The following is a 24,327-nucleotide window of genomic DNA, read 5'->3' as shown; positions in this document are numbered from 1 at the left end:
ACGGAAAATCTACTGGGGTAGTATGAAGCTTTCGAGATAGCCTGCTCCACGTTCGAGTTCGCCCAGTGAGGCAGGAAATGTAATATTTGCCAGTGCGGCAGTGGGAAAACCTGCCCGGAGCTTCAAGAGGCCATCCTTGTTGCCATCGCCACATAAGGCCAGCGCCAGATCCTCTATGCTGGGATTGTGTCCCACGAGCAACAGCGTCGGCACATCGCCATGTTCACGTATAGCTTGCATGTAGTCAGCCGCGCCGCCGCTATAGATCGTATCGTCGACGATGGTTTCGACCTCGATACCCAGACGTTCAATAATGCCTAACGCGGTTTCTCGCGTCCTACATGAACCGGAAAGAACCACCCGATCAGGATAAAGATCGATTGACTTCATCGTCCTTGCAAGCCGGTCGAGCGAAGCTTTGCCTTCCTGATCAAGAGGGCGGTCAAAATCCTTCATTCCAGGTTTCGCCCACACGGCTTTAGCATGTCTAAGGAGAAGCAAACGACTCATCTGTAACGTTCCAAGCTGTGTTTTGTGAGCATTTTCGACCATATTTCGAGCGCAATTGAGCGCTCCGGTGGTCCATTCTCCCGATTTTTTGATGTCTGTCAGCATTATTTACAGGTGCCACATGCCTAATTATTGGGCTGATTATGCTTCCATAGGTTGATGGTGACAGTGACTGGAAAATATACCCACTTTATTGGCAATTGATTGAAGTTATTCTGAAAGTCCAAAGAGCAATTTTTTGCGTGCAGTTTTGAATTGCATAATTTTGATGCAAAATCATACAAAATTGATGCACTAAAAAGTAGTGGGATACGGTTGTTTGATGTTGTGTCCTTGTTGCTATGGAACTATATAACCGCTCGCGTCTCCTAGATGTGGGGTAATTCAGAATGAGTGAATTGATTGACCTTGACTATAGGCCCACTGAAGACGAGCCGTTCATGAATGAGCGGCAGAAGTCTTACTTCCGCGCGAAACTGGTCGCATGGAAGAATGATATTCTGCGAGAAGCGCGTGAAACGCTTGAGGCGCTACAGCAGGAAAATGCAAACCACCCGGACCTGGCGGACAGGGCATCCTCCGAAACGGATCGGGCAATTGAGCTACGTGCTCGCGACAGACAGCGCAAATTGATCTCCAAAATCGACGCAGCATTGAGCCGCATTGATGAAGGAACATACGGCTTCTGCGAGGAAACGGGAGAACCTATCAGCTTGAAGCGGCTTGATGCGCGTCCGATCGCTACGCTATCTATCGAAGCGCAGGAGCGCCATGAGCGTCGTGAGAAAGTCTATCGCGACGACTAAGCTTCGAGACGGTTTGAAAATTTATAGGCTGCGGTTTCCGCAGCCTATTTTCTTTGTATTGAGACAAATTTTGGCCGGAAGTTCAGCTTCTGCGAGTTTCATCCTTGGTCAATTCACCGAGAAGCTTTTCCATTTCATCTTCGATATCATCCTTCGCCTTGTCTTCGACAACGTCGTCCGTTGCGGAAATATCAAGTGAGCTTAGAAGCTCATTCTCGAAGAATTCAGTATCGAATGAGATCGCGTCCTTGGCGTCATCGCTGGCGGCGCTCTCCGAATTGACGTCTGCAGCAATTGCTTCGTGCAATGCACCGCCGAGATCGGCCAGATTATCGCTCGGCGTTTCTACTGCTACGGCCTCTGTTGCTACAGGCTTTGACTCGGCAACCACGATTTCAGGCTCGACGCGCTCCGGTTCCGAAGGGGCGCTGAATGCCGGAGCTGCAGTCAAAGAGACTGTAGGTCCGGTTACATCGACCGGAGGAGATTTATCCGCAACCGTTGTTTCACGCTCGGGAACGATGCTGCCAAGATTTGCTGAAGCAACCGATGCGGCGGCGGCAACACCGGCTGCAGTGGCGGTCGCACCGGACGAGGTTGAACTCAGAACGCCGCGCGAAACCTGGCTCAATGGATAGGCCGGATGTGCACGTGTTGACTGCGGCTGTGCTTGCGCGGGGCGGGGCGGCAATACGGTGCGTGGCTGCGGCGGATAGTTCGGCGCCGGGCGCGGTTGAGGCCGTGGTTGGGGTGGTTGAGCGGATTTCTGCTCGACAGGTGGTCGCGGCGGGATTGGTGCCGTCGGCGCCTGCGGCGGCACACGAACAGGTGCAGCAGCCTGCTGGACCGGCTCTTCTCGTGCTGGCTCAGGCTTGCGGTAGACCGGTGCTTCAATTGCGGAGGTGATCTGGATCGCTTCGTCCTTCTCTTCGGCCTGCGGTGTTTGCAGTGAGAGAGCAGGGCGCTCCGCCTTGTCATTGGTCAGGGTTGCTTCGTGCTGCTTGAAGCGTTCGATATGTTCAGGCTCGATGCGTGAAGCTTGCACACGCGCATGAGCCCGCGATTCCATGACAATATTCTGTTCCACCACAACATCGGTTGGCCCGCCGATGAGCAGGAGATGTTCCACGTCGTCGCGGCGAATAAGCACGAGCTTGCGTCGGCTGTCGACCGCTGCTGCGTCCATCACCGAAAGGCGCGGCTGTCGCGTACGCCCGTTGGAAACGAAAGTACCGCCGCTGAAACGGCGAATGATACTGAGAACAACGAAAATTCCGCCAAGAATGATCGCAAATATTAGGATGAAGCCAACAATATTAGCCGCACTCTCTCCAACGATGCCGCTGAGCCATTCCTTCATGCGGATACCCTCTTATACAATAAACGAAAAACCTGCGGCGAATGGAGACTGCGCTTCCCCCGGCACTCCGCATCATCACATGATTGGTACAGTAGTTGAATTTCTAAGCCTTGGGAATGTTTCTTGGAAATGCGAGAAATATATGATCCCCAGGCAAAACGGTGCAAAAAAGTCCAATTTGCACCGTTTCAGTACGGCAATGCTTGTACTGCTCGCCGATTAAAGCATTCTGCGAATCGGATATACCCTGACATATTGGCTGCGTGTTCCCACGTGAGAGCTGAACTGTGCGGAAAAGTGCATTCGAGAAAATCGGATATGCGGATGATTGAAATGACGTCTTGGCTGATCGAAAAAATGCATGGCACCCGGGACACCCGGATGCCTGTTGGTGCTCGGCCACGCAACATGAAAGGGCAGCAGGCTTGATGTCGCGACAGACGGACAACGCTTACCCGAAACCGCTCGTAATGCCCAAGCGCAATCGCAGCGGAGCTCTTCGCCTGCTGATCGCCGGTATTCTGCTTACGGTCGCCGCAATCGCCTATTTTGTGTTCCGCGACCGGCTTGGAGATGGATTCGCCCTCGTTCTTATGGGCGTTCTGTCGATGGTCGGCGTATTCTACCTTTTCGGCGCAGCAACGGGTCTCATTCAATTCAGCCAGAAGAACGGTGAACAGGACCTCGCTCATTCCTTTATGGATTCGCAGCCGGAAGGGACTGTCATTTCCGACGCGCGCGGCCAGATCGTTTATGCCAATCAGGCTTATGCCGTCATGACTGGTGTTGCGAATGCCGAAGGAGTCCGTTCGCTCGATAATGTATTGACGGCAGAACCCGCGGCATCCGATGCCATATACCGTCTGACGAATGCCGTTCGCGATGGTCTGTCGGCACAGGAGGAAGTGCGTCTTTCCGGCGGCCTTTCCCGTGAGGGGCATGGCTCGCTGGCGCCTGTCTGGTATCGCATCAAGGCGCGTCCCGTTGAAGCCGGACACGAATTCAAAAGCCCGCTCGTCGCGTGGCAGATTGCCGATATTTCCGACGAGCGTGCGGAGCAGGAGCGCTTCTTTCAGGAGCTGCAGGAAGCGATCAATCACCTCGATCACGCGCCAGCCGGGTTCTTTTCTGCCGACCCTTCCGGCCGGATCATCTACCTCAATGCGACGCTTGCAGAGTGGCTCGGTGTCGATCTGACCCAGTTCACACCGGGATCGTTGACACTCAACGATATAGTGGCAGGCAGTGGAATGGCGCTCATCAAGGCGGTGAAAGCCGAGCCGGGCACAAGCCGCAACACTGTCATCGATCTTGATCTGATCAAGCGGAACGGACAGAGCCTCGCCGTTCGCTTCTATCACCGTGTCCAGGCTGCGCGTGATGGAACGCGCGGTACGAGCCGTACCATCGTTCTGGATCGTGCGGAGGGCGAAGATTCATCAATGGCGCTGCGTTCCGCAGAAGTGCGCTTCACGCGTTTCTTCAATTCGGCTCCGATGGCCATCGCTGCGGTTGATTCTGCCGGACATATACTGCGCACCAATGCGCGCTTCCTCGATATTTTCGCCCCTGTTGTCGATCGCGATGCGATTGACGGCAATGCGAAGCTTGAAATTGTCGTGCATGAACGCGACCGCGAGACCTTCAACAGAGCGCTTGCCGCAGCCTTTGCAGGACAGGCAAGCATTTCGCCTGTTGATACGGTGTTGCCGGGCAACGAAGAGCGGCACATCCGCTTTTATATGAGCCCTGTCACTGATCTGGGCGGCGAGCGCGCCGAAGAAGCGGCGATTATCTCGGCTGTCGAAACAACCGAGCAGAAAGCCCTTGAAAACCAGATGGCGCAGAGCCAGAAGATGCAGGCTGTCGGCCAGCTTGCAGGTGGTATTGCGCACGACTTCAACAACGTTCTGACGGCGATCATCATGTCGTCGGACCTGCTGCTGACCAACCATCGCGCATCCGATCCGTCCTTCCCGGACATTATGAACATCAAGCAGAACGCCAATCGCGCGGCCTCGCTCGTGCGCCAGTTGTTGGCCTTCTCGCGCCGTCAGACGCTTCGTCCGGAAGTGCTCGACCTGACCGACGTTCTTGCAGATCTGCGTATGCTTCTGGCTCGCCTTGTCGGCAAGGATATAGAGCTGAAGATCGATCATGGACGTGATCTCTGGCCGGTCAAGGCCGATCTCGGACAGTTCGAACAGGTTGCTGTCAATCTCGCGGTCAATGCACGTGATGCCATGCCGGACGGCGGCGAAATCACGTTGCGCACCCGTAACGTGTCGGCGCAGGAAGTCGCAAAGCTGCATTATCGCGATCTTCCGGAAGCGGACTATGTGGTCTTCGAAGTGGAAGACACCGGGACGGGTATTCCTGCGGATGTGCTCGAAAAGATTTTCGAGCCGTTCTTCACGACGAAGGAAGTGGGCAAGGGTACGGGCCTTGGGCTGTCGATGGTCTACGGGATCATTAAACAGACCGGTGGCTTCATCTATTGTGATTCCGAGGTTGGAAAAGGCACGACATTCAAGATCTTCCTGCCGCGCCTCATCGAGGAAAAACGCGCCGACGATGCGCCGGTTGTCGTGAAGGAAAAGAAGGTCGAGAAAGCAACCGATCTTTCCGGTTCCGCGACCGTTCTCCTGGTGGAAGACGAAGACGCGGTCCGTATGGGCGGCGTGCGCGCACTCCAGTCACGCGGTTATACAGTCCACGAAGCGGCTTCCGGTGTCGAAGCGCTTGAAGTCATGGCAGAACTTGGCGGTGAGGTGGATATCGTCGTATCGGATGTCGTCATGCCCGAAATGGATGGCCCGACACTGCTGCGTGAGCTTCGCAAGACGTATCCTGATATCAAATTCATCTTCGTGTCGGGTTACGCGGAGGATGCCTTTGCACGCAATCTTCCAGCTGATGCCAAGTTCGGATTCCTGCCAAAGCCGTTCTCACTCAAGCAGTTGGCGACCACAGTTAAGGAAATGCTGGAGAAGCAGGATTAATACTGCGGCGAGGCTGATACCGTGATGCCTGAAGGCAATATTGCCATTCTCGGAGGCGGGCCATCTGGTCTGATGGCCGCCGAAAGACTGTCAGCGCGAGGCTATCGCGTGATGGTCTACGAGCAGATGCCGACAGTTGGCCGCAAGTTCCTGCTTGCCGGAAAGTCAGGGCTGAACATTACGCATTCGGAAGATTTTGCAACTTTCGCGAAACGCTTCGGCTCAAGCAGTGACCGTATATTGCCAGCCTTGACGGCTTTCGGCCCGACCGAATTACGTGCCTGGGCGGATGAATTGGGTGCCGAGACATTTGTCGGCTCATCCGGTCGTGTCTTTCCCAAAGCGATGAAAGCGTCTCCGCTTTTGCGGGCTTGGGGAAAACGTCTGGAAGATCAGGGTGTTCGCATTCTCACCCGACATCGCTGGATTGGCTTCGAGGGCAATAGTCTCAAGATCGAGAACCCCGACGGTGTTCAGACGATTACATGTGATGCCGCGCTCTTTGCTTTTGGCGGTGGCAGCTGGCCGAAGCTCGGTTCCAACGGCCTCTGGATCAATGAGTTTCAGCGAAGGTCAATCGATATAGCACCGTTTCAACCCGCAAATTGCGGTTTTGACGTTGCCTGGAGCGACTTCTTTGCTGAACGCTTCGCCGGTGAACCGGTGAAGTCTGTTATCGCAACTTCCCATGCAGGCGCGACACAGGGCGAGTTTGTCATTACACGCGGTGGGGTTGAGGGTAGTCTCATCTATGCGCATTCCGCAGCTCTGCGCGACAGCTTGCAGAAACATGGAAAGGCATTTCTGACGCTCGATCTTGTTCCTGGACGAACTATCGAGCGACTGGAAAGCGATATTGCTCGGCAGGATACAAAGCTGAGCTTCGGCAATCTGTTGCGCAAGGCTGCAGGTCTGACGGGCGTGAAGGCAGCTCTTGTGACGGAATTTACCCGCGACAGAAGCCCGAAAGTGCTGGCCACTGCGATCAAAGCTATTTCCATTCCACTGCTCCGTCCGCGCCCGCTGGATGAAGCGATTTCGTCGGCAGGCGGTATTCGTTGGCATGAAATCGACAAGAACTACATGTTGCCGAAGCTACCCGGCATTTTCGTTGTCGGAGAAATGATCGACTGGGAGGCTCCAACTGGCGGCTATCTCCTGACTGCCTGTTTCGCGATGGGCCGCGCGGCGGCGGACGGTATCGATGCATGGCTCGAAGCAGGTAACACGTTCGGCGGGAAATAAGACGACACTGACTTCTTTAAGTGGAAATCAGCACATTCGGATATACGGCTGATCGACTGCGGGCTAAGCTGCCGGACAGTGGTATTGAATGCTTGCCGTCTGAGGGGAAGGTACATTCGCATGAATTCAGCTTCTACCGTCGCTTCACATCCGCTTTTGAGACAAAGAGACGGGCACCATGCCCGGGTGACATTCGAGGAATTGTTCTTCGATCTGGTCTATGTTTTCGCGGTTACGCAGCTCAGTCATGAACTTCTGCACAATCTGACGCTCACCGGTGTTGTCGAAACGCTGATCCTCTGGTTCGCGGTATGGCTCGGCTGGCAATATACCTGCTGGGTGACAAACTGGTTCAACCCGGAAACGCCGCAGATACGCAGCCTTTTGTTCTGCGTCATGTTGCTCGGTTTGGTGATGGCATCGTCCATCCCCGGTGCTTTCGCTGACAAAGGCTGGATATTTGCTCTGGCCTATGTGGCGATTCAGGTCGGCAAAACAGCCTATATCGTGTTTGTTCTGGGGCAGAACCATCCACTTGCCGCCAATTACAGGCGTATGCTCGGTTGGCTCACTATTTCCGCTGTCTTCTGGATAGCCGGTTGTTTCGTCGAGCATGAAGCCCGTATGGTGTTGTGGCTTATTGCCGTGCTTTGCGAATATTTATCGCCGATGTTCGGCTTTGCTCTACCGGGTCTCGGACGCTCTCACACCAGTGATTGGACCATTGAAGGCGGACATCTGGCGGAGCGTTGCCAGTTGTTCGTAATCGTGGCACTTGGCGAAACGGTTTTGGCTACCGGGGCAACCCTTGCAAATGCTGAAGTCTGGAATTTGGCCCTCATGTCGGCGCTGCTGGCCACTTTTCTCGGGACGCTTGCCATGTGGTGGCTATACTTTGGCACCTCCAGCAAGGATGCGACAGATACGATCACCCACTCCGCTGATCCTGGACGGATTGGCGCATATTTCCACTATGTTCACGCCATTCTGGTGGCCGGGATTATCGCAACGGCAGTTGGAAACGATCTTGTCATGGCCCATCCGCATGATCCGTTGAAGACTGCTTACGTTCTTGTTCTTGTCGCAGGACCGGCGATCTATCTGATTGGCAGCGCGATCTACAAGAAGGTTGTCTATGGCGTTATTCCCACGTCCCACGTCTTTGGCGTTCTGGCTCTACTGGCAGCGATCCCGGTCGGCTATATGGCCGATTTATTGGAAATGGGCATATTGACGACGGTTATCATGCTGGTCGTGAGTGTTTGGGAGGGGCGCAATAAAAGACTGCGCTCGGCTGCGATGGTAGGATAGGTGGGCTTTCGACGCCGCCGTCTGATCCCTATCTACGGACACAAATCATATTTCGGAAGCCTATAGCGCATCATGTCAGATATACAGTCCGTCGATCAGCAGCCAGCCGATAATGGCCATGTGAAAGTCGCCCGCAAGGTCGACATTGTGGTTATTGGAGCCGGGCAGGCGGGGCTCTCGTCGGCCTATCATCTGAATAAACTTGGTCTCGCAGGCGAACGGCAATTCGTGGTTCTGGACAAGGCCGCAGGGCCGGGCGGAGCCTGGCAATTCCGCTGGCCTTCGCTAACTCTCCAGACTGCCAACGCCATTCACGATCTCCCCGGCATGAAGTTCGAGGATATTGTCGAAACGACCAATGGCGAGGTGCGTGCATCGGTTGCCGTCCCACAATATTACCGCGCCTATGAGGAAGCCTTCGATCTTCCGGTGCACCGTCCTGTGGCCGTGAAAGTCGTTTGCGATCGTGGCGAACGGCTTCGTGTGGAGACAGATCGGGGCAACTATTCGGCACGCGGGATCATCAACGCGACCGGCACATGGGAGTCTCCTTATATCCCACCCTATCCGGGTGCGGAGCTTTTCAAAGGCCAGCAACTTCACACGCGGGATTATCAGACAGCTGACGCCTTCAAGGGCAAACGTGTTCTTGTCGTAGGCGCGGGTATCTCGGCTGTGCAGCTTCTGGACGAGATATCGCGTGTGACGAAAACCGTATGGGTCACGCGCAAAGAACCTGCTTCCGGAAAGGTCCGTTTACACCGGAGTTGGGCCGTGCTGCCGTGGCTTTGGTTGAGGAAAGGGTACGCCGGGGCTTGCCACCTGGATCGGTCGTTTCAGTAACGGGGCTGCCGTTGACGCCGGCCATTGAAGCGGCACGCGCTCGCGGTGTGCTCAACCGTTTGTCCATGTTCAGCGAAATCACGGAAACAGGTGTTCGGTGGGACGATGGAAGTGAACAATCCTTTGATGTTATTTTGTGGTGCACAGGATTTCGCAGTTCGCTCGACCATCTTGCCCCGCTGCAATTGCGCAATGCGGAAGCCGGTATTCTCATGACTGGACGCCTGGCAACACAGGTGGCCGCCGATCCCCGTATTCATCTTGTTGGTTATGGCCCATCTGCCTCGACCATCGGTGCAAACAGGGCAGGTGGTGCCGCCGCGCGGGAGTTGGCAAGTTATCTCGGCTTCGTATGATTGACGTAACGACTATTTGCGAGGGGCAGCATGAAGCGTATTCTGAAGTTTGTCGGTGGTCTTCTGCTCGTCATCGTGCTGGGAGCAATTCTCTGGCTGGCGGTTCGGCCGCCTGAGCTGTTGCGTGTCGGCACCGGCTATGCTGCCAAGATTGTCTGTTCAAATGTTTTCATTGCCGGTCGGGATGCTGATGCCGTCCTTGCAGACGATGTTCAGGCACCGGGAAACCCGCTGCTGCGGTTTCTGAATGCCTCTCTCGACAAGAATAATAGCAGTGTGACGGTGCGGATTTTCGGCTTCTTTGCACCAAGTACCGCAATCTATCGCCCAGCGCTGGGATGCGCGAATATCCAGAAAGATGATTTGCGCGTTGAAATTCCGACCGGCCCGCAGGTGCCCGCAGAACCGATCCGGATTGAGACCGATCCAGCGGTGCAGGCTGTGATTGAGGATCAGGCTCTGGCCGGGCCGGGAATGCGTGCAATCGCAGTTATTCGCGATGGCAAGCTGATCGCGGAGACGTATGGTCCGGGCTTTAATGCGGATACGCCTTTGCTGGGCTGGTCCATGACCAAGTCCGTCATCGCGACACTGATCGGCATGCGCATTGCTGAAGGGCGCATGAGCTTGGAAAGCACAGCCCTTTTACCGGAATGGAAGAACGATGAGCGGGCAAAGATTTCTCTCGCAAATCTGATGGCGATGAATAGCGGTCTGCGCTTCGATGAGGACTACGGCACAGTAACGGATGTCACGCGCATGCTTTATCTGGAGCCGGATATGGCCGGGTTTGCTGCATCTTTGCCGCTGGAGGCGGCGTCAGGGACGAAATTCAATTATTCCAGTGGAACGGCGAATATTCTGTCAGAGCTTTTCATGGATAGTTTTAACAGCCGCGAGGAGGCGCTGGCTTATCCGCGGCTTGCCCTATTCGGTCCGCTTGGCATGAACAGCGTCATTTTGGAGACGGATGCGTCAGGCGTCTTTGCCGGTTCTTCCTATATGTACGCTACCGCCAGTGATTGGGCTCGGTTGGGCGCGTTTCTCGCGGACGGTGGAAACCTGTACGGAAAACCGATCCTGCCTGCGGACTATATTTCATTTATGCGCAAACCCAGGCCCGAGTCCGAAGGGCGCTATGGTTCCGCTCAAGTCTGGCTGCAGATTAGCGGTGTGAAGGCAGGTGAGGATGGCATTCCGGAAGACGCATTCTGGATGTCGGGCCATGACGGGCAAAGCGTCATGATCGTTCCTTCAATGCATCTTGCTGTCGTCCGTCTTGGCCTGACACCGTCCCGGGCACGCTATAATGTTCAACGTTTGAACGCCAAGGTGATTGAGGCTGCTCGACAGGCGCATTGATTGTCAGTTTGCGAAAATCGTTACCGCTCGGATTCTGGAAGGCGCTGAGGCCGAATTCCGGCAACACCGCGTAAAGGTGATCGAAAATATCTGATTGAATCTGTTCGAATGACGCCCAGACGGTCGTGTTCGTAAAGCAGTAGATTTCCAGCGGCAGTCCTTCGGGAGTAGGGTCCATCTGGCGCACCAGCAATGTCATGCCTTTGTGTATGCCGGGGTGATTGCGCAGATAATTGTCTACATAGGCCCGAAACGTACCGACATTGGTGAACTGACGCCTGTTGACCGGATTGTTGGCGCGGTCGCCAAGCTTCTGGTTCCATTCGGCGATTTCCTTGGCCTTCTTGGGCAGATAATCCGCCAGCCAATCAACTGTGCCAAGTCTGGCTCGCTCGTCATCCGACAGAAAACGAATGGTGTTTTGATCGATATAAAGCGCGCGCTTGATGCGACGCCCGCCGGATTCCTGCATGCCGCGATAGTTCTTCATCGGCTCGGTGATGAGCTTGCGGATCGGAATGGTGGTGATCGTCTTGTCGAAATTCTGGACCTTGACGGTATAGAGCGCGATTTCCGTGACATCGCCATTGGCGTCGAGATTCTTCATTTCGATCCAGTCGCCGACACGCACCATGTTGGACGAGGCGATCTGCATACTGGCGACCAGAGAAAGCAATGTGTCCTGAAAGACAAGGATCAGCACTGCGGCCATAGCACCGACACCCGAAAGAAGGATAACCGGCGACTTGTCCAGCAGTGTCGCAATGACAAGGACTGCCGCCACGATGTAGACAGCAAGTTTGGCCACCTGAATGTAGCCCTTTATGGGGCGGTATCTGGCTTCGGGACGGCGATGATAGAGCGTATCGATCAGCCCAAAGACTGAATTGACCGCCAAAGCCAGCGTCAGAATGATGAAAGCTATCGCTACATTCCGAATAACGGTGATCACGCCTTCGGGCAGGCCCGGCACCGCCATGATCCCGGATGAAATAATCAACGCCGGAACGATATTGGCAAGACGGCTGATGACACTGTGTCTTTTAAGCTCTTCGTCTTGTCCGAAAGAGGTTTTCTGGACAAGACGTTCGAGTAGTTTGAGCAAAATCGCCTTGATTAGAAAGTTTGCAATGAAAGCTGAAAGAAATAATCCTCCAAGCGCCACAAGGGTTTCCGCCCAGGGATGAGCAATAAAAATTCGGACAATAGACTTTCCTGAGATTAACCTGGTGAAAATTGGGGGCCGTGTTGCGATGCTTGTATCATGTTCTACCAGGAATTAAGGCGGCCATATGAATATTTCAACCGCGAGTAATGGTTATTTGCATCAAAACCCCGGCCATAAGGCCGGGGGGTAGACTTGTCGTATTGCTCATCGAGACCGTATCATTGGGCTGGAGGTGGTGATGCCGGAGCTGTATCGCTTGCCGGGGCATCAGTCGTCGGGGCATTGGTCTCGTTTGCTGCTGATGGGTCGGCTACACCGTCCACAAAAAGCTTCGAGCGATCGAATGCCGGCGCATCGGTCAACTGCTGTTTGGTCGCCTTTATGACCAGCCATTTTTTGCCGTCACTGCGGGTTGCAAGCTGCAGTTGATCCGGGCTTACAGCGACGTCCTTCTCGCCGATTCCAAGAAAACCACCCACGCCGATCACCGCAGCTTCAATGTCACCTTCGGGGCTGGCGATAAGATCATTCAGCTTGCCGACAGTCTGGGCGTCAGCAGCATCACTTTCATAGACGTTCTGTCCGATGAAAGAGGTGACGAGAAGCTGGCCCTCTTTCGGTTCCAGAAAGCCGACCTTGTCGGTCTCACCCGATGTGGGATTGCCAAACATGTCCTTGGACGAAACCGGCATTTCCTCTGCCGCAGCCGGTGGCTCGGCAGGTGCTGGCGTTGGTGCAGTTGTCTGAGCATAAGCAGCGCCACCTATCAGCAATGCACACGTCGTCGTCAGAAGTGTAGTCCTGAACATAACTATCTCCTTTATACGTTCGGTTGCTTAGGTTGAACGTGGAAATAGTCGGTTCGTTCCGAAATTTGTTGAATCTCAATATTTCATCATAGAAATATAATTCTATATAATTTTTCTTTGAAATACTTATGGAAAGAAAAGCCCGCATAAAGCGGGCTTTTTATCTTCGTATTCAACGAACTAGACTTAGCTACAGCCACTCGTTGCACCGCAAGTGTCGCACTTGAGACACGTTCCGTTGCGAACCATGGTAAAGTTCTGGCATTCGGTGCAGCTGTCGCCGGTATAGCCTTGCATCATCGACTTGATACGACGGTCAGCTTCCAGCTTCTTGGCGGCATTCGCACTTTCCGCGCGGGCGGAAGCAGCGTCTGCTGCAGCCTTATCCGAGAAAAGTTCGGTTGCCGTTGCCGATGTGCTTTCCTGCTGCTGTGCCGGAGCAGGTTGCTCTTCCAACTCCCGCTTGAAGGCGGTCGCACCATCCGTCACCAGACCGATTGTTGCGGGGCGATTGCCCGTCGGCGTGGTCGACTTCAAGGTTGTGACGTTGGAAGCCTGCGGCGCAGAATTTGTCGATCCCTTGGCTTCGTTAGTCGAGTTGGTCACCAGAGTGGGCTTGTAACCACGCGTCCAACCGGTCGAGACCAGGTTGGTCTTACCTTCCTTGATACCCTTGCCGAGCGCCGTATTACCGAAATCGCTTGTGTCGACATGGGCGAGGTCATTGCGTCCGAGATAGGACACCGCCAGCTCACGGAAGACATAGTCGATGATCGACGTTGCGGTCTTGATGGCATCGTTGCCGATGACCATGCCTGCCGGTTCGAATTTCGTGAAAGTGAAGGCTTCCACATACTCCTCGAGCGGTACGCCGTACTGCAAGCCGAGCGATACGGCGATGGCGAAGTTGTTCATCATTGCACGGAAAGCAGCGCCTTCCTTGTGCATATCGATGAAGATTTCACCGAGACGTCCATTACCGAACTCGCCGGTGCGCAGATAGACCTTGTGACCGCCAACGACTGCCTTCTGCGTATAACCCTGACGACGGTTCGGCAGCTTTTCGCGCTCATGCACGATCTTTTCGACAACCTTTTCGACGATACGCTCGGTTACCTGAACGGCGCGGGCTGCAGCAGGGGCTTCGATCAGTGCCTCGACTGCATCGTCTTCGTCCTCATCATCCGAGATGAGGGCGGCGTTGAGCGGCTGCGAAAGCTTGGAGCCGTCGCGATAAAGCGCATTGGCCTTGAGCGCCAGCTTCCAGGACAGCATATAGGCGTTCTTGCAGTCCTCGACGGTTGCGTCATTCGGCATGTTGATCGTCTTGGAGATCGCACCCGAAATGAACGGCTGTGCGGCTGCCATCATGCGAATGTGGCTATCCACCGAGAGATAACGCTTGCCGATCTTGCCACAAGGATTGGCGCAATCGAACACGGCGTAGTGCTCTTCCTTGAGGAACGGCGCCCCTTCGAGGGTCATTGCGCCGCAAACATGGATGTTGGCAGCTTCGATGTCCTTCTTGGCGAAACTCAGCGCCGGGAGCATCTCGAACGAGAAATCGTTGAGCTGTTCATCGGTGAGCTTTAGCACGTCCTTGCAGAAGTCTTCGCCCAGCGTCCACTTGTTGAAAGCGAACTTGATGTCGAATGCGCTTTTGAGAGCAGCATTCAGGGCTTCGATCTTCTCGTCGGTGAAGCCCTTGGACTTCAGAGAAGACGGGTTGATGCCCGGAGCCTGATTGATGTTGCCGTGACCGACAGCATAGGCTTCGATTTCAGCAATCTGGCTTTCCGAATAACCGAGCGTGCGGAGTGCTTCCGGTACGGCGCGGTTGATGATCTTGAAGTAACCACCGCCAGCGAGCTTCTTGAACTTCACCAGCGCAAAATCAGGCTCGATGCCGGTCGTGTCGCAGTCCATGACGAGGCCGATCGTGCCGGTAGGCGCGATGACGGTGGACTGTGCATTGCGGTAGCCATGCTTTTCGCCAAGTTCCAGCGCCTTGTCCCAGGCAGCACGTGCATGGGTGATCATATCCTGATCCGGGCAATCCTCGGCAATCAGTGCAACCGGATTGACAGCAAGTCCTTCATAACCTTCCGTCTGGCCATGGGCTGCGAGGCGGTGGTTGCGAATGACGCGCAACATATGCTCGGCGTTTGGCTCATAGCTCGGGAAGGTTCCGAGTTCCTTTGCCATTTCAGCGGAGGTGGCATAGGCCACACCGGTCATGATCGCCGTCAGCGCGCCACAAATTGCACGGCCTTCGTCGGAGTCATAAGGAATACCGGAAGTCATCAACAGGCCGCCAATATTGGCGTAGCCGAGGCCGAGCGTGCGGTATTCATAAGAAAGACGGGCGATTTCCTTCGACGGGAACTGCGCCATCATCACCGAGATTTCGAGAACGATGGTCCACAGGCGTGCCGTGTGCTCGTAAGCCGCAATATCGAATGAACCATCCTTGTTGCGATAGGTGAGCAGGTTGATCGACGCCAGATTGCAAGCCGTGTCGTCAAGGAACATGTATTCCGAGCACGGATTGGAAGCGCGGATCGGACCGGCGGTCGGGCAGGTGTGCCAGTCGTTCATGGTCGTGTTGTAGTGCAGGCCCGGATCAGCGGACGCCCAGGCGGCGTAACCGATCTTTTCCCACAAATCGCGCGCCTTCAGCGTCTTCATGACGCGACCGTCGCGACGAGCTGTCAGGTTCCAGTCGCCGTCGTTTTCGACAGCGCGCAGGAATTCGTCCTTCAGCGAAACGGAATTGTTGGAATTCTGGCCCGAAACAGTGAGATAGGCTTCCGAATCCCAGTCTGTATCGTAGGTCTTGAACTGAATGTCGGTGTAGCCCTGACGCGCGAACTGGATCACACGCTTGACGTAGTTTTCCGGAACCTGGTTCTTCTTTGCGGCCTTGATTTCGCGCTTCAGGGCAGGGTTCTTCGCCGGATCGAAGCAATCATCATTGTCCGCTTCGCAGTTGACGCAAGCCTTCATGATGGCGGTCAGATGCTGCTTGACGATCTTGGAACCGGTGACGAGCGAAGCAACCTTCTGCTCTTCCTTGACCTTCCAGTCGATATATTCCTCGATATCCGGATGATCGATGTCGACGACGACCATCTTGGCGGCGCGGCGGGTCGTGCCGCCCGACTTGATCGCACCTGCGGCGCGGTCGCCGATCTTCAGGAAGCTCATCAGACCGGAGGATTTGCCACCACCGGAAAGTTTTTCACCTTCGCCGCGCAGATAGCTGAAGTTAGAGCCCGTGCCGGAGCCATACTTGAACAGGCGCGCTTCACGGACCCACAGATCCATGATGCCGCCTTCATTGACGAGATCGTCGCCAACGGACTGAATAAAGCAGGCATGCGGCTGCGGATGTTCATAGGCCGACTTGGACTTGGTCAGTTTGCCGGTCTGCCAGTCGACATAGAAATGGCCCTGGCCGGGACCGTCGATGCCATAGGCCCAATGCAGACCGGTGTTGAACCATTGCGGGCTGTTTGGAGCCACACGTTGGGTCGCGAGCATATAGGCAAGCTCGTCGCGGAAGGCGAGGGCATCTTCCTCAGAGGCGAAATAGCCACCCTTCCAGCCCCAATAGGTCCAGGTGCCGGCGAGACGGTCGAAAACCTGGCAGGCGTCCATTTCGGAGCCGTAGCGCTCATTTTCAGGCAGCTTGGCAAGCGCGTCCTCGTCAGCGACCGAGCGCCACAGCCATGAGGGAACGTCGTTCTCCTCGATCTTCTTCAGCTGTGCGGGAACGCCAGCCTTGCGGAAGTACTTCTGTGCAAGAATGTCCGCAGCGACCTGGCTGAACTGCGCGGGCACATTGATGTTCTCAAGACGGAATACGATGGATCCATCGGGATTCTTGATCTCGCTGGTCGCAGTCCGGAACGCGATGTCCGCATAGGCCGACTGATTCTCTTTCGTGAAACGGCGTTCGATCTTCATCTGTCCCATCCAAACGTTCTATATATAGTAGCTCTAGTGACGGTTTTCAGCCACGGCCTGTCTGTATCGCGTCTCTGTCAAAACAGCTCTTCTGCGGGGAGGAGCGTCTTGTTGGGGAGAAAACTCCCGGAAATCCGCTTCCACCTCATCAAAGCCCACGAAAAAACGCCTCAGGGGAGCTTAATTGCAACCTTGCTAGCGCGATCGCGATCAAAAATCGGCGGAACGAAAAATACCTTATCTTGTAAGAAGCATGAGCGCAAATACTAAATCTAGTGTTAACGCTGTTTCTGATCGATGTTGCATCTGCTTCTCCAGAGAAGGGCGCACCCAGAATTTGGGCGCAAGAAAGCACCGAGCGAAAACCGCACTTTCAAAGCGCAACGCTCGTTCGATACTCAACTTGACCGAAAAAAGGACCGGCAGATTACAACGCCCGATCACGCTACTTACGCAACGATAGTATCATAAAAAAACGACTCGGCTTCGAGCGTCAAGCAATGGTTTGTTGTAACGCTCCAGCATCTAGATATTGTGCGTAACAGCTTGGGGCAAATGTGGATAACGGGGAGAAGCGACACTTTTGCGAACCAAGCCGGCTATGTGATTTGGGGAGCCTGGATAGCCGCTATTACTAGCAGTTAGAGGAACAAGCACGGCAGTGTCGACTGTCGAAAGAGAAAATCCCTGCAAAAGGATCATAATCCGGGGGAATGCTGCATTGAAGACGGCTTGCCGGTTGCTTACTCAGCAGCAGCGGCAATGCCCGAATCACCAAAATGGTTCAGTAACTGCTTCAGTTCTGTCTCTTCGACGCGATTGGCCGCTTCCTGTGGCGACACCCATTCGCAGATGCGCTGATCCCGCTCAGGCCAATCTTTCTCCTGCCCGGTGAACTGCACCGCGAATACTGCTGCCGTGAACTGGTTTATGCGTTCAGGCGGTAGGTCGGTCTTGCAGTAGCAGAAACTGCCGATTGGTACTGGTGAGACCTCACCACGAATACCTGCTTCTTCATAAGCTTCACGAAGAGCAGTATCCGCCAGAGTGCGACCAACTTGCGGCCAGCCCTTGGGGATGATCCAGCGGCCTGTACCGCGGCTCGTAATGACGAGAACCTTGAGGATGCCCATGTCGCGACGATAGACAAGCGCCGCAACCTGCTGCAAACGACCGGAAGGCGTCAAAATACGCTTTTCGGTTGCAATCAGTTGTTTGGCCTGCGACTTCACCGCGAAAATCCCCTTTTTATCTATAGCATGATCCGATTCGCCAAAATAACAACTGATTAGTTAGGCAACAGACCTTTGAAAGTATCCGAAAAAGCTTTTATTTTAAAGGTATTACTGAAATTTCAGGGTGGGATGGCAGCTTTGAAAACGCTATCCGCCCTCGATCAGCGTTATTTCGTTGCGTTTTCCATAAGGTGCGATTGCGGCGGAAATGTCACCGCAATCGCGTTCGTTTGTTTTCGTTTCGCAGCGTTTTGATCTGGCGGATGTGAATCCGCCAGTTTTATCGGAAGTGCATTCGATGGATTTATGGCTTCAAGTCTGTCGGGCTTCAGCCGCGCTTGTCGCCTGCGATCGGTTCCTGATAGGTGAAGCCCATATCCCAAGGGAAGTAGATCCAGGTGTCCTGAGACACTTCCGTTACGAAGGTATCGATCAGCGGACGGCCTTTCGGCTTGGCGTAAACAGTCGCAAAATGGGCCTTCGGCATCATTTCCCGCACGATGGCTGCGGTTTTGCCGGTGTCGGTCAGGTCGTCTACGACGATGACGCCGTCGCCGCCATTTTCCAGCAGTGTTTCGCTCACACCCTTGAGGATCTGCATGTCGCCTTGCGACGTGTAGTCGTGATAGGAGGCAATACAGACGGTTTCGATGAGACGAATGCCGAGTTCGCGGCAGACGATGGCAGCAGGGACCAGACCGCCACGCGTGATGGCAACAATTGCGTGCCAATCACGATTCATACCGGCAATCCGCCAGGCAAGGGCGCGGGCATCACGGTGGAACTGATCCCATGAAACTGGGAAGGCTTTATCTGGCAAGGACATCGAAACGCTCCGTGGAACGATCCGGAGCTCGTTCTCCGGACCTTTAAAAACCAAAAATGCGCTATGACGGATTGCCAAGCGCTGTAACTGTCAGGATCTGCGGCTTTTCTTCGTCTGCGCCCTTTCAGGCGGGCGGCAAGAGAGGAAAAGGCTCTCCACCCGGCACAGTCAGCGCCGGGTGATGCTGATAACCGCAAAAATGGTGTTCTTGCAAGCGTGTCGTGTCATCACAGGCTAGTTGTCGGCCAGTTGTTGGCCAATTGCCGGATCAAACTGGCTTCAATCGTGTCTTCTAACGCGAGAAAAGCGTGAGAATGGGCAGCTCGTTCAGCATGGAGCGCGTCACCCCGCCAAAGACGAGTTCACGCAACCGGGAATGACTGTAAGCGCCCATCACGAAAAGATCAGCGCGTTCAGCGATGATATGTTCCCTCAAGGCATCCTGCGCATAACGTCCGTTGGATGCCAGTGCTGTGGTCGTCACATCAATCCCATGCCGAGACAGTGATTCCGCAATATCGTGGCTCGCCAAAGCCTGATCCTCGCCTTCAATTTCCGGTGGATCGACCCAAACGATTTCCGTTCTGTCGGCATGTTTCATCAAGGGCAGGGCGTCGAAAGCGGCCCGGGCCGCTTCCCGCTTGCCGTTAAAGGCGACGACGATCCGGTCGAGCGAAATCATCTGCAGCACCGGTGCATAGGGAACCAGCAGAACAGGGCAGCTGGAATTGAAAACAATCGTATCGGCGGTTTCGTCGTTGGTGGCCGGATCGTCGGGGTCGGGTTGCCCGGCGACCAGCAATTCGGCTCCAAGACAAGCAGTCAGCACGCCATCAGCAGCGGTGCCGGTTTCGGACCGCGTGATGCGATATTCATAGTTGGTGCCCTGACGGCGCATCTCTTCCTCGAAGAGATGTTTCAGCCTTTCGGAAAGCTCCTTGTGCTGCTTGTCATGCAGTTCGAACATTCCCGGATCGATGAAGCCGTTCGGGTCGGCATAGACGATGGGCGAAGGGATTGAATAAAGCCCGATGACGTGAATATCGGGCACCTTCTGCTTTAGAAGTCCAACGGCGGACACAACCCGCTTCAACTCGGATTCACTGCGAGAATAGGCAACCACCGTCTTGTAGGACATGACCGAACTCCTTCCGGCTGTGTTTCTATTTTAGCATATAGTGCAACGAGTTGCGCGGGCAAAAGGTTGCAAAGGATTAAGCGGCACCTTTTGTTTCGAGCGACGAGATCATTTTTTCGATTGCATCAATTGCCGTATCGATTTTTTGAGGATCGCTCCCGCGGACGACAAGTTCCGTGCTGAAGCGCCCGTTCTCGAATTTCGGATAGGAACCGATGATCGTATCGGGGTTTTCTTTCTGGATTTCCGTCAGGGGAGCGCCAATCACGCCTTCGCCAAAAGGACAAAGCACCGATCTGGACAGAAGCTTGCGGCCGGTCTTCAGTGTCGGCAGTACATTGTCGAGCATTGCCTGAAACACGGATGGCACGCCTGCCATCACATAGACATTGCCGATATGAAAGCCGGGCGCAGCGGAGATCGGGTTCGCTATATGCTCAGAACCTTGCGGCATACGCGCCATGCGCTTGCGCGAGTCGGTGAATTCCAGCCTGCGCTTTGCATAATTGTCGCCAAGTAGTTTCATGGCTTTTTCGTCATAGATACAAGGCACGCCAAAGGCCGCAGAAACCGCATCGGCGGTGATGTCGTCATGGGTAGGGCCAATTCCACCGGACGTGAAAACATAGTCATAATGCGGTCGCAGTGCATTCAGAGCGGCGACGATGGCGTTTTCTTCGTCCGGAACAATCCGTACTTCCTTGAGATCAATGCCCGCCGCTGTCAGGACATCAGCGAGATGTCCGATATTCTTGTCCTTGGTGCGGCCTGAGAGAAGCTCGTCGCCAATTGCCAGCATGGCTGCCTTGACGGCTTGCTGCGGATTGTTGGTCATATCCAGACTCCATTTTCTGGCATCAGTTAAGCGCCAGCAGGACAAGGCTGCAACTGCTTTATTGCAGCATTTTATTTGGGCGCGAGAAGTTGTGCCTTCCCAAAGAAGGCGGCTCCCCTAATTGAACCTGTCGAGGTTGGGGCCTCACAAATCGGGATATGGAGACGTCACATGGTTAAAGTGCTGGTGCTGTATTATTCGGCCTATGGTCACATGGAAAAAATGGCCAAGGCGGCGGCTGAAGGTGCGCGCGAAGGCGGCGCGGAGGTCACGATCAAACGGGTGCCGGAACTGGTTCCGCCGGATGTCGCGAAAGCCTCGCACTATAAGATCGATCAGGATGCGCCGATTGCCACGCCGGCTGAACTCGCGGATTACGACGCCATCATCATCGGCACTGCTACCCGCTATGGCATGATGGCGGCTCAAATGAAGAATTTCCTCGACCAGACCGGCGGTCTCTGGGCAAAGGGTGCCCTCATTAACAAGGTCGGGTCGGTGATGGTTTCCACAGCCACGCAGCATGGTGGCGCGGAACTGGCGTTGATTTCCACACAGTGGCAGATGCAGCATCAGGGCATGATTATCGTCCCGCTTTCCTATGCCTATCAGGGGCAGATGGGAAATGATGTGGTGCGCGGTGGTGCTCCCTATGGGATGACGACAACTGCAGATGGCGACGGTTCGCGCCAGCCTTCGGAACAGGAACTGGACGGGGCGCGGTTTCAGGGCAAGCGTGTTGCGGAAATCACTGCCAAGCTGAACAGTTGAGCGGAGTAGCAGCTATTGAAAAGCCGCAGATTCAATCTGCGGCTTCTCTGAAAAAAGAGTTTAGAAAGATCAGTTAACTGTTTCTGTTTTATTATCTTTTTCAATGACATGATAAGTCATTTGCGGATAAGGGATGTTGATCCCGGCTTTGTCAAATTCGATCTTCACCGTTTTGATCGTGTGGCGCGACACCTGCGCATAATCGGCGCTGTTTATCCAGTAGTTGGCGCTGAGAACAACGGCACTGTCGCCCAGTTGCGATACGAAATAGGCCGGCGCGGGTGTTGAGAGAACACCTTTCTGATCTTCGACAACCTTCTTTATGATCGCGAAGGCCTGATCGATATTGTCTTCGTAGCCAATCCCCACCTTGAACTCGTGCATGCGGGTTTTCATGCGGCTGTAATTGGTGACGGGCGTATTCCAAAGAGAAGAATTGGGTGCCAGCACGTAAAGGCCATCAATGGTTTTGAGCTCCGTCGCAAACAAGCCGACGTCTTGCACGGTGCCGACGACGGTGCCTGCACTGATATATTCACCAACGCGAAATGGCCTGAGGACCAGAATCATGATGCCTGCTGCGATGTTCTGCAACGTACCTTGAAGGGCGAGGCCGATAGCAAGGCCAATGGCGCCTAGCGCTGCGAGAATGGACGCGGTCTGGACGCCAAATTGCCCGAGAACCATGACCAGAATGATGACGAGTATGCTGTAGCGGACGACAGCGCCGAAGAATCCGACCAGAGTCTGGTCGAAGCCGCGAATTTTCGACAGCGACTGTATGGTCCATTTTTGAAGGATTCCGGCCAGTATCCAGCCGACGCAAAGGATAATCAGCGCACCGAGTGTGGAGACTGAGTATCGTATGAGAAGGTCGTACATCTGGAGAACGAATGCGTTTGTATTTGCGATCAACTGTGTGGCTTGCTCTTCCATTGTTCCGTCTGCATCTGTTTCGAGTAGGGGAAAACTGGAGGATAGGGCAGCAAATTGTCAAGGCGAGGTTGCCTGGAGCGGATATGGGAAAACTGAGCGCAAAAGGAGGAGGTGGTGCGGTCGGCGGGACTTGAACCCGCAAGTCTAAAAGACGACGGATTTTAAGTCCGTTGCGTATACCAATTTCGCCACGACCGCAGCAATTACCCTCGTCTATGTCATGATTTGTGTCACGAATTCAAGCCACAAAGCCTGTTAACATCAACAGTTAGTATTGCCGAATATATGCTTACTCTAAATCGTTGATTTGGCGACCTGACGAGCTTCAACCTTGTCTGCATTGTCAAACCCATGTAGCCATGGGCGGAAAACCAGCAGGAAATGCAGAAAGTCGAATAATGACCGCCTTCGTCAAATCCGTATCCGAGGCCGAAAAGGCAATGCGCGCGCTGTTTCCTGAAACGCCGCTGCAGCTCAACGATTACCTTTCACGGAAGTACGGTGCGGAAATTTGGCTCAAGCGCGAAGATCTCACACCGGTCCGGTCCTACAAGATTCGTGGCGCTTTCAACTTCATCTCCAAGGCAGTCGAAACGACCGACAAGAATGCGGTGTTCGTTTGCGCTTCCGCAGGCAACCATGCACAGGGTTTTGCATTCGTCTGCCGCCATTTTGGCCGCAAGGGTGTCGTTTTCATGCCGGTTACGACGCCGCAGCAGAAAATCGACAAGACCCGCGCTTTTGGCGGCGAATTCATTGAAATCAAGCTGGTGGGCGATATTTTCGACGTTTGCTATGCCGCGTCGCAGGAGTTTGCCGCAAGCCAGAAGGGCGTGATGGTGCCACCTTTCGATCATCCCGGTATCGTCGAGGGGCAGGCGACGGTGGCGCTTGAGATCGAGCGGCAGTTGCCGGAGGGAAAGAAGCCCGACTTTATTCTGCTGCCTGTCGGTGGCGGCGGATTGTCCGGCGGCGTTACGCAATATGTTTCAGATCTGGGCTGGAAGACGAGTTTCCGCTTTATCGAGCCACAGGGCGCTGCGAGCCTGAAAGGGAGCCTTGAAGCAGGCAAGCGTATCAAACTTACGCATGTCGACAATTTCGTCGATGGTGCAGCTGTTGCCGAGATCGGAAAAGAAAACTTCAAGCTTCTCAAAGGGTTCGATCCGAAAACTGTTATAACGGTTCCGGAAAACCGGCTTTGCGCAACAATCATCGAAATGCTCAATATTGAGGGCGTCGTGCTTGAACCAGCGGGCGCGCTCGGCATTGATGCGTTGAAGGACTTCAAGAAGAGCGACCTCAAAGGCAAGCGCATCGTCATTGTTGTTTCGGGCGGCAATTTCGACTTCGAGCGCCTGCCGGATGTTCGTGAGCGTGCACTGCGCTTCGAAGGCTTGAAGAAATATTTCATCTTCCGCTTCCCGCAAAGGCCGGGCGCCCTTCGGTCGTTCCTTGATCTTCTGGGTCCTGAAGATGATATTGCGCGTTTCGAATATCTGAAGAAATCGGCGCGTAATTTCGGCTCTGTGCTGATCGGCATCGAAACGAAGAACGCGGCGAACTTCAAGCTTCTGGAAAAGAAATTCGCAGAAGCCGGTTGGGCCTATCAGGACATAACGGACAATCAGGTGCTCGCTGATTTCATCATCTGATTTCGGTGCCTTAAGCGAAATCAGTTGCTTTTTCGACGAAAACACCCCATATGCCGCGTCAGGCGCATGGGCCGACGTGTTCGTTGGCTTTCCCGGCATTGGACTTGTTGCGTCTCGCCTCTGTCTTCCGGAATGGTCCGGAAGCGGGGAGACCCGAGAAAATGTTCGGGCACGGCAGCGCAAGTCGCCT

At 54.5% G+C, this 24,327-nt stretch carries 18 protein-coding genes, 1 tRNA gene and 1 pseudogene; 9 read left to right on the top strand and 11 right to left on the bottom strand.

Annotation, left to right across the window (positions count from 1 at the left end; genetic code table 11):
* Positions 1-9: 9 nt before the first annotated feature.
* A complete protein-coding gene (locus LJ361_RS15790) occupies positions 10-510 on the bottom strand; it encodes a SixA phosphatase family protein (protein WP_010660067.1) in 501 nt (166 codons plus the stop codon).
* A 389-nt stretch (positions 511-899) separates the two neighbouring features.
* Here LJ361_RS15790 and dksA point away from each other — a divergent pair, with 389 nt between their 5' ends.
* Entirely contained in the window at positions 900-1,316 is a 417-nt protein-coding gene (gene dksA, locus LJ361_RS15785) for an RNA polymerase-binding protein DksA (protein ID WP_010660068.1), read from the top strand.
* Between the two features lie 82 nt (positions 1,317-1,398).
* Here the strand turns inward: dksA and LJ361_RS15780 are convergent, their stop codons facing one another.
* Positions 1,399-2,676, bottom strand: coding sequence for a flagellar biosynthetic protein FliO (locus tag LJ361_RS15780; RefSeq protein WP_010660069.1), 1,278 nt, complete (start codon positions 2,674-2,676; stop codon positions 1,399-1,401).
* 428 nt (positions 2,677-3,104) lie between these two features.
* Between LJ361_RS15780 and cckA the strand changes: the two genes are divergently transcribed.
* From cckA to LJ361_RS15750, 6 genes and pseudogenes are all read left to right on the top strand, one after another.
* Positions 3,105-5,678 carry a cell cycle histidine kinase CckA gene (cckA, locus tag LJ361_RS15775; RefSeq protein ID WP_151576354.1) on the top strand — a complete coding sequence of 858 codons (2,574 nt, stop codon included), beginning with the start codon at positions 3,105-3,107 and terminating at the stop codon, positions 5,676-5,678.
* Positions 5,679-5,702: 24 nt separating this feature from the next.
* Positions 5,703-6,923 carry a TIGR03862 family flavoprotein gene (locus tag LJ361_RS15770; protein ID WP_010660071.1) on the top strand — a complete coding sequence of 407 codons (1,221 nt, stop codon included), beginning with the start codon at positions 5,703-5,705 and terminating at the stop codon, positions 6,921-6,923.
* Positions 6,924-7,043: 120 nt separating this feature from the next.
* A complete protein-coding gene (locus LJ361_RS15765) occupies positions 7,044-8,234 on the top strand; it encodes a low temperature requirement protein A (RefSeq protein WP_029376101.1) in 1,191 nt (396 codons plus the stop codon).
* A gap of 72 nt (positions 8,235-8,306) precedes the next feature.
* Positions 8,307-9,077: an NAD(P)/FAD-dependent oxidoreductase gene (locus tag LJ361_RS15760; RefSeq protein ID WP_264811931.1), complete on the top strand. Its 771-nt coding sequence runs from the start codon at positions 8,307-8,309 to the stop codon at positions 9,075-9,077.
* Positions 9,078-9,088: 11 nt separating this feature from the next.
* On the top strand, positions 9,089-9,433 hold the full coding sequence (locus tag LJ361_RS15755) for a hypothetical protein (protein ID WP_264811930.1): 345 nt from the start codon (positions 9,089-9,091) through the stop codon (positions 9,431-9,433).
* Positions 9,434-9,463: 30 nt separating this feature from the next.
* Positions 9,464-10,777, top strand: a pseudogene (locus tag LJ361_RS15750) (serine hydrolase domain-containing protein); the annotation flags it as partial.
* Here LJ361_RS15750 and LJ361_RS15745 read toward each other — a convergent pair.
* From LJ361_RS15745 to LJ361_RS15715, 7 genes are all read right to left on the bottom strand, one after another.
* Positions 10,674-12,002, bottom strand: a complete 1,329-nt coding sequence (locus tag LJ361_RS15745) for a mechanosensitive ion channel family protein (protein WP_264813605.1) — start codon at positions 12,000-12,002, stop codon at positions 10,674-10,676. The pseudogene LJ361_RS15750 and the gene LJ361_RS15745 overlap by 104 nt on opposite strands.
* A gap of 179 nt (positions 12,003-12,181) precedes the next feature.
* The gene (locus tag LJ361_RS15740) at positions 12,182-12,772 is read right to left on the bottom strand and encodes a PRC-barrel domain-containing protein (protein ID WP_010660076.1); all 591 of its coding nucleotides are present in this window, start codon (positions 12,770-12,772) and stop codon (positions 12,182-12,184) included.
* 186 nt (positions 12,773-12,958) lie between these two features.
* Positions 12,959-16,741: a vitamin B12-dependent ribonucleotide reductase gene (locus tag LJ361_RS15735; protein WP_010660077.1), complete on the bottom strand. Its 3,783-nt coding sequence runs from the start codon at positions 16,739-16,741 to the stop codon at positions 12,959-12,961.
* 743 nt (positions 16,742-17,484) lie between these two features.
* Positions 17,485-17,973 (bottom strand): NUDIX hydrolase, encoded by a 489-nt coding sequence (locus LJ361_RS15730; RefSeq protein ID WP_010660078.1) that lies wholly within the window; start codon positions 17,971-17,973, stop codon positions 17,485-17,487.
* 331 nt (positions 17,974-18,304) lie between these two features.
* A complete protein-coding gene (gene gpt, locus LJ361_RS15725) occupies positions 18,305-18,802 on the bottom strand; it encodes a xanthine phosphoribosyltransferase (RefSeq protein ID WP_010660079.1) in 498 nt (165 codons plus the stop codon).
* Between the two features lie 292 nt (positions 18,803-19,094).
* Positions 19,095-19,940, bottom strand: coding sequence for a universal stress protein (locus tag LJ361_RS15720; RefSeq protein WP_010660080.1), 846 nt, complete (start codon positions 19,938-19,940; stop codon positions 19,095-19,097).
* Positions 19,941-20,016: 76 nt separating this feature from the next.
* Positions 20,017-20,775: a competence/damage-inducible protein A gene (locus LJ361_RS15715; RefSeq protein ID WP_010660081.1), complete on the bottom strand. Its 759-nt coding sequence runs from the start codon at positions 20,773-20,775 to the stop codon at positions 20,017-20,019.
* Positions 20,776-20,946: 171 nt separating this feature from the next.
* Here LJ361_RS15715 and wrbA point away from each other — a divergent pair, with 171 nt between their 5' ends.
* Entirely contained in the window at positions 20,947-21,546 is a 600-nt protein-coding gene (wrbA, locus tag LJ361_RS15710; protein WP_010660082.1) for an NAD(P)H:quinone oxidoreductase type IV, read from the top strand.
* A gap of 69 nt (positions 21,547-21,615) precedes the next feature.
* On the opposite strand, the gene LJ361_RS15705 is transcribed toward wrbA, so the two are convergent.
* Positions 21,616-22,482 carry a mechanosensitive ion channel family protein gene (locus LJ361_RS15705; protein WP_010660083.1) on the bottom strand — a complete coding sequence of 289 codons (867 nt, stop codon included), beginning with the start codon at positions 22,480-22,482 and terminating at the stop codon, positions 21,616-21,618.
* Between the two features lie 112 nt (positions 22,483-22,594).
* Positions 22,595-22,680 (bottom strand) — tRNA-Leu (locus LJ361_RS15700).
* A 197-nt stretch (positions 22,681-22,877) separates the two neighbouring features.
* Between LJ361_RS15700 and ilvA the strand changes: the two genes are divergently transcribed.
* Positions 22,878-24,137, top strand: a complete 1,260-nt coding sequence (ilvA, locus tag LJ361_RS15695) for a threonine ammonia-lyase IlvA (RefSeq protein ID WP_029376102.1) — start codon at positions 22,878-22,880, stop codon at positions 24,135-24,137.
* Positions 24,138-24,327 lie beyond the last annotated feature (190 nt).

Source organism: Brucella sp. JSBI001 (genome assembly GCF_026014005.1).
GTDB lineage: Bacteria > Pseudomonadota > Alphaproteobacteria > Rhizobiales > Rhizobiaceae > Brucella > Brucella anthropi.
This window is presented reverse-complemented; position numbering and strand designations above follow the sequence as displayed.

Excerpts from the sequence above, each read along its gene's own strand:
- LJ361_RS15705 (WP_010660083.1), bottom strand. The coding sequence starts at position 22,482 with ATGGAAGAGCAAGCCACACAGTTGATCGCAAATACAAACGCATTCGTT.
- LJ361_RS15760 (WP_264811931.1), top strand. The coding sequence starts at position 8,307 with ATGTCAGATATACAGTCCGTCGATCAGCAGCCAGCCGATAATGGCCAT.
- LJ361_RS15740 (WP_010660076.1), bottom strand. The coding sequence starts at position 12,772 with ATGTTCAGGACTACACTTCTGACGACGACGTGTGCATTGCTGATAGGT.
- LJ361_RS15790 (WP_010660067.1), bottom strand. The coding sequence starts at position 510 with ATGAGTCGTTTGCTTCTCCTTAGACATGCTAAAGCCGTGTGGGCGAAA.
- wrbA (WP_010660082.1), top strand. The coding sequence starts at position 20,947 with ATGGTTAAAGTGCTGGTGCTGTATTATTCGGCCTATGGTCACATGGAA.
- LJ361_RS15765 (WP_029376101.1), top strand. The coding sequence starts at position 7,044 with ATGAATTCAGCTTCTACCGTCGCTTCACATCCGCTTTTGAGACAAAGA.
- cckA (WP_151576354.1), top strand. The coding sequence starts at position 3,105 with ATGTCGCGACAGACGGACAACGCTTACCCGAAACCGCTCGTAATGCCC.
- LJ361_RS15770 (WP_010660071.1), top strand. The coding sequence starts at position 5,703 with ATGCCTGAAGGCAATATTGCCATTCTCGGAGGCGGGCCATCTGGTCTG.
- gpt (WP_010660079.1), bottom strand. The coding sequence starts at position 18,802 with ATGTCCTTGCCAGATAAAGCCTTCCCAGTTTCATGGGATCAGTTCCAC.
- LJ361_RS15715 (WP_010660081.1), bottom strand. The coding sequence starts at position 20,775 with ATGACCAACAATCCGCAGCAAGCCGTCAAGGCAGCCATGCTGGCAATT.
- LJ361_RS15735 (WP_010660077.1), bottom strand. The coding sequence starts at position 16,741 with ATGAAGATCGAACGCCGTTTCACGAAAGAGAATCAGTCGGCCTATGCG.
- LJ361_RS15720 (WP_010660080.1), bottom strand. The coding sequence starts at position 19,940 with ATGTCCTACAAGACGGTGGTTGCCTATTCTCGCAGTGAATCCGAGTTG.
- LJ361_RS15780 (WP_010660069.1), bottom strand. The coding sequence starts at position 2,676 with ATGAAGGAATGGCTCAGCGGCATCGTTGGAGAGAGTGCGGCTAATATT.
- dksA (WP_010660068.1), top strand. The coding sequence starts at position 900 with ATGAGTGAATTGATTGACCTTGACTATAGGCCCACTGAAGACGAGCCG.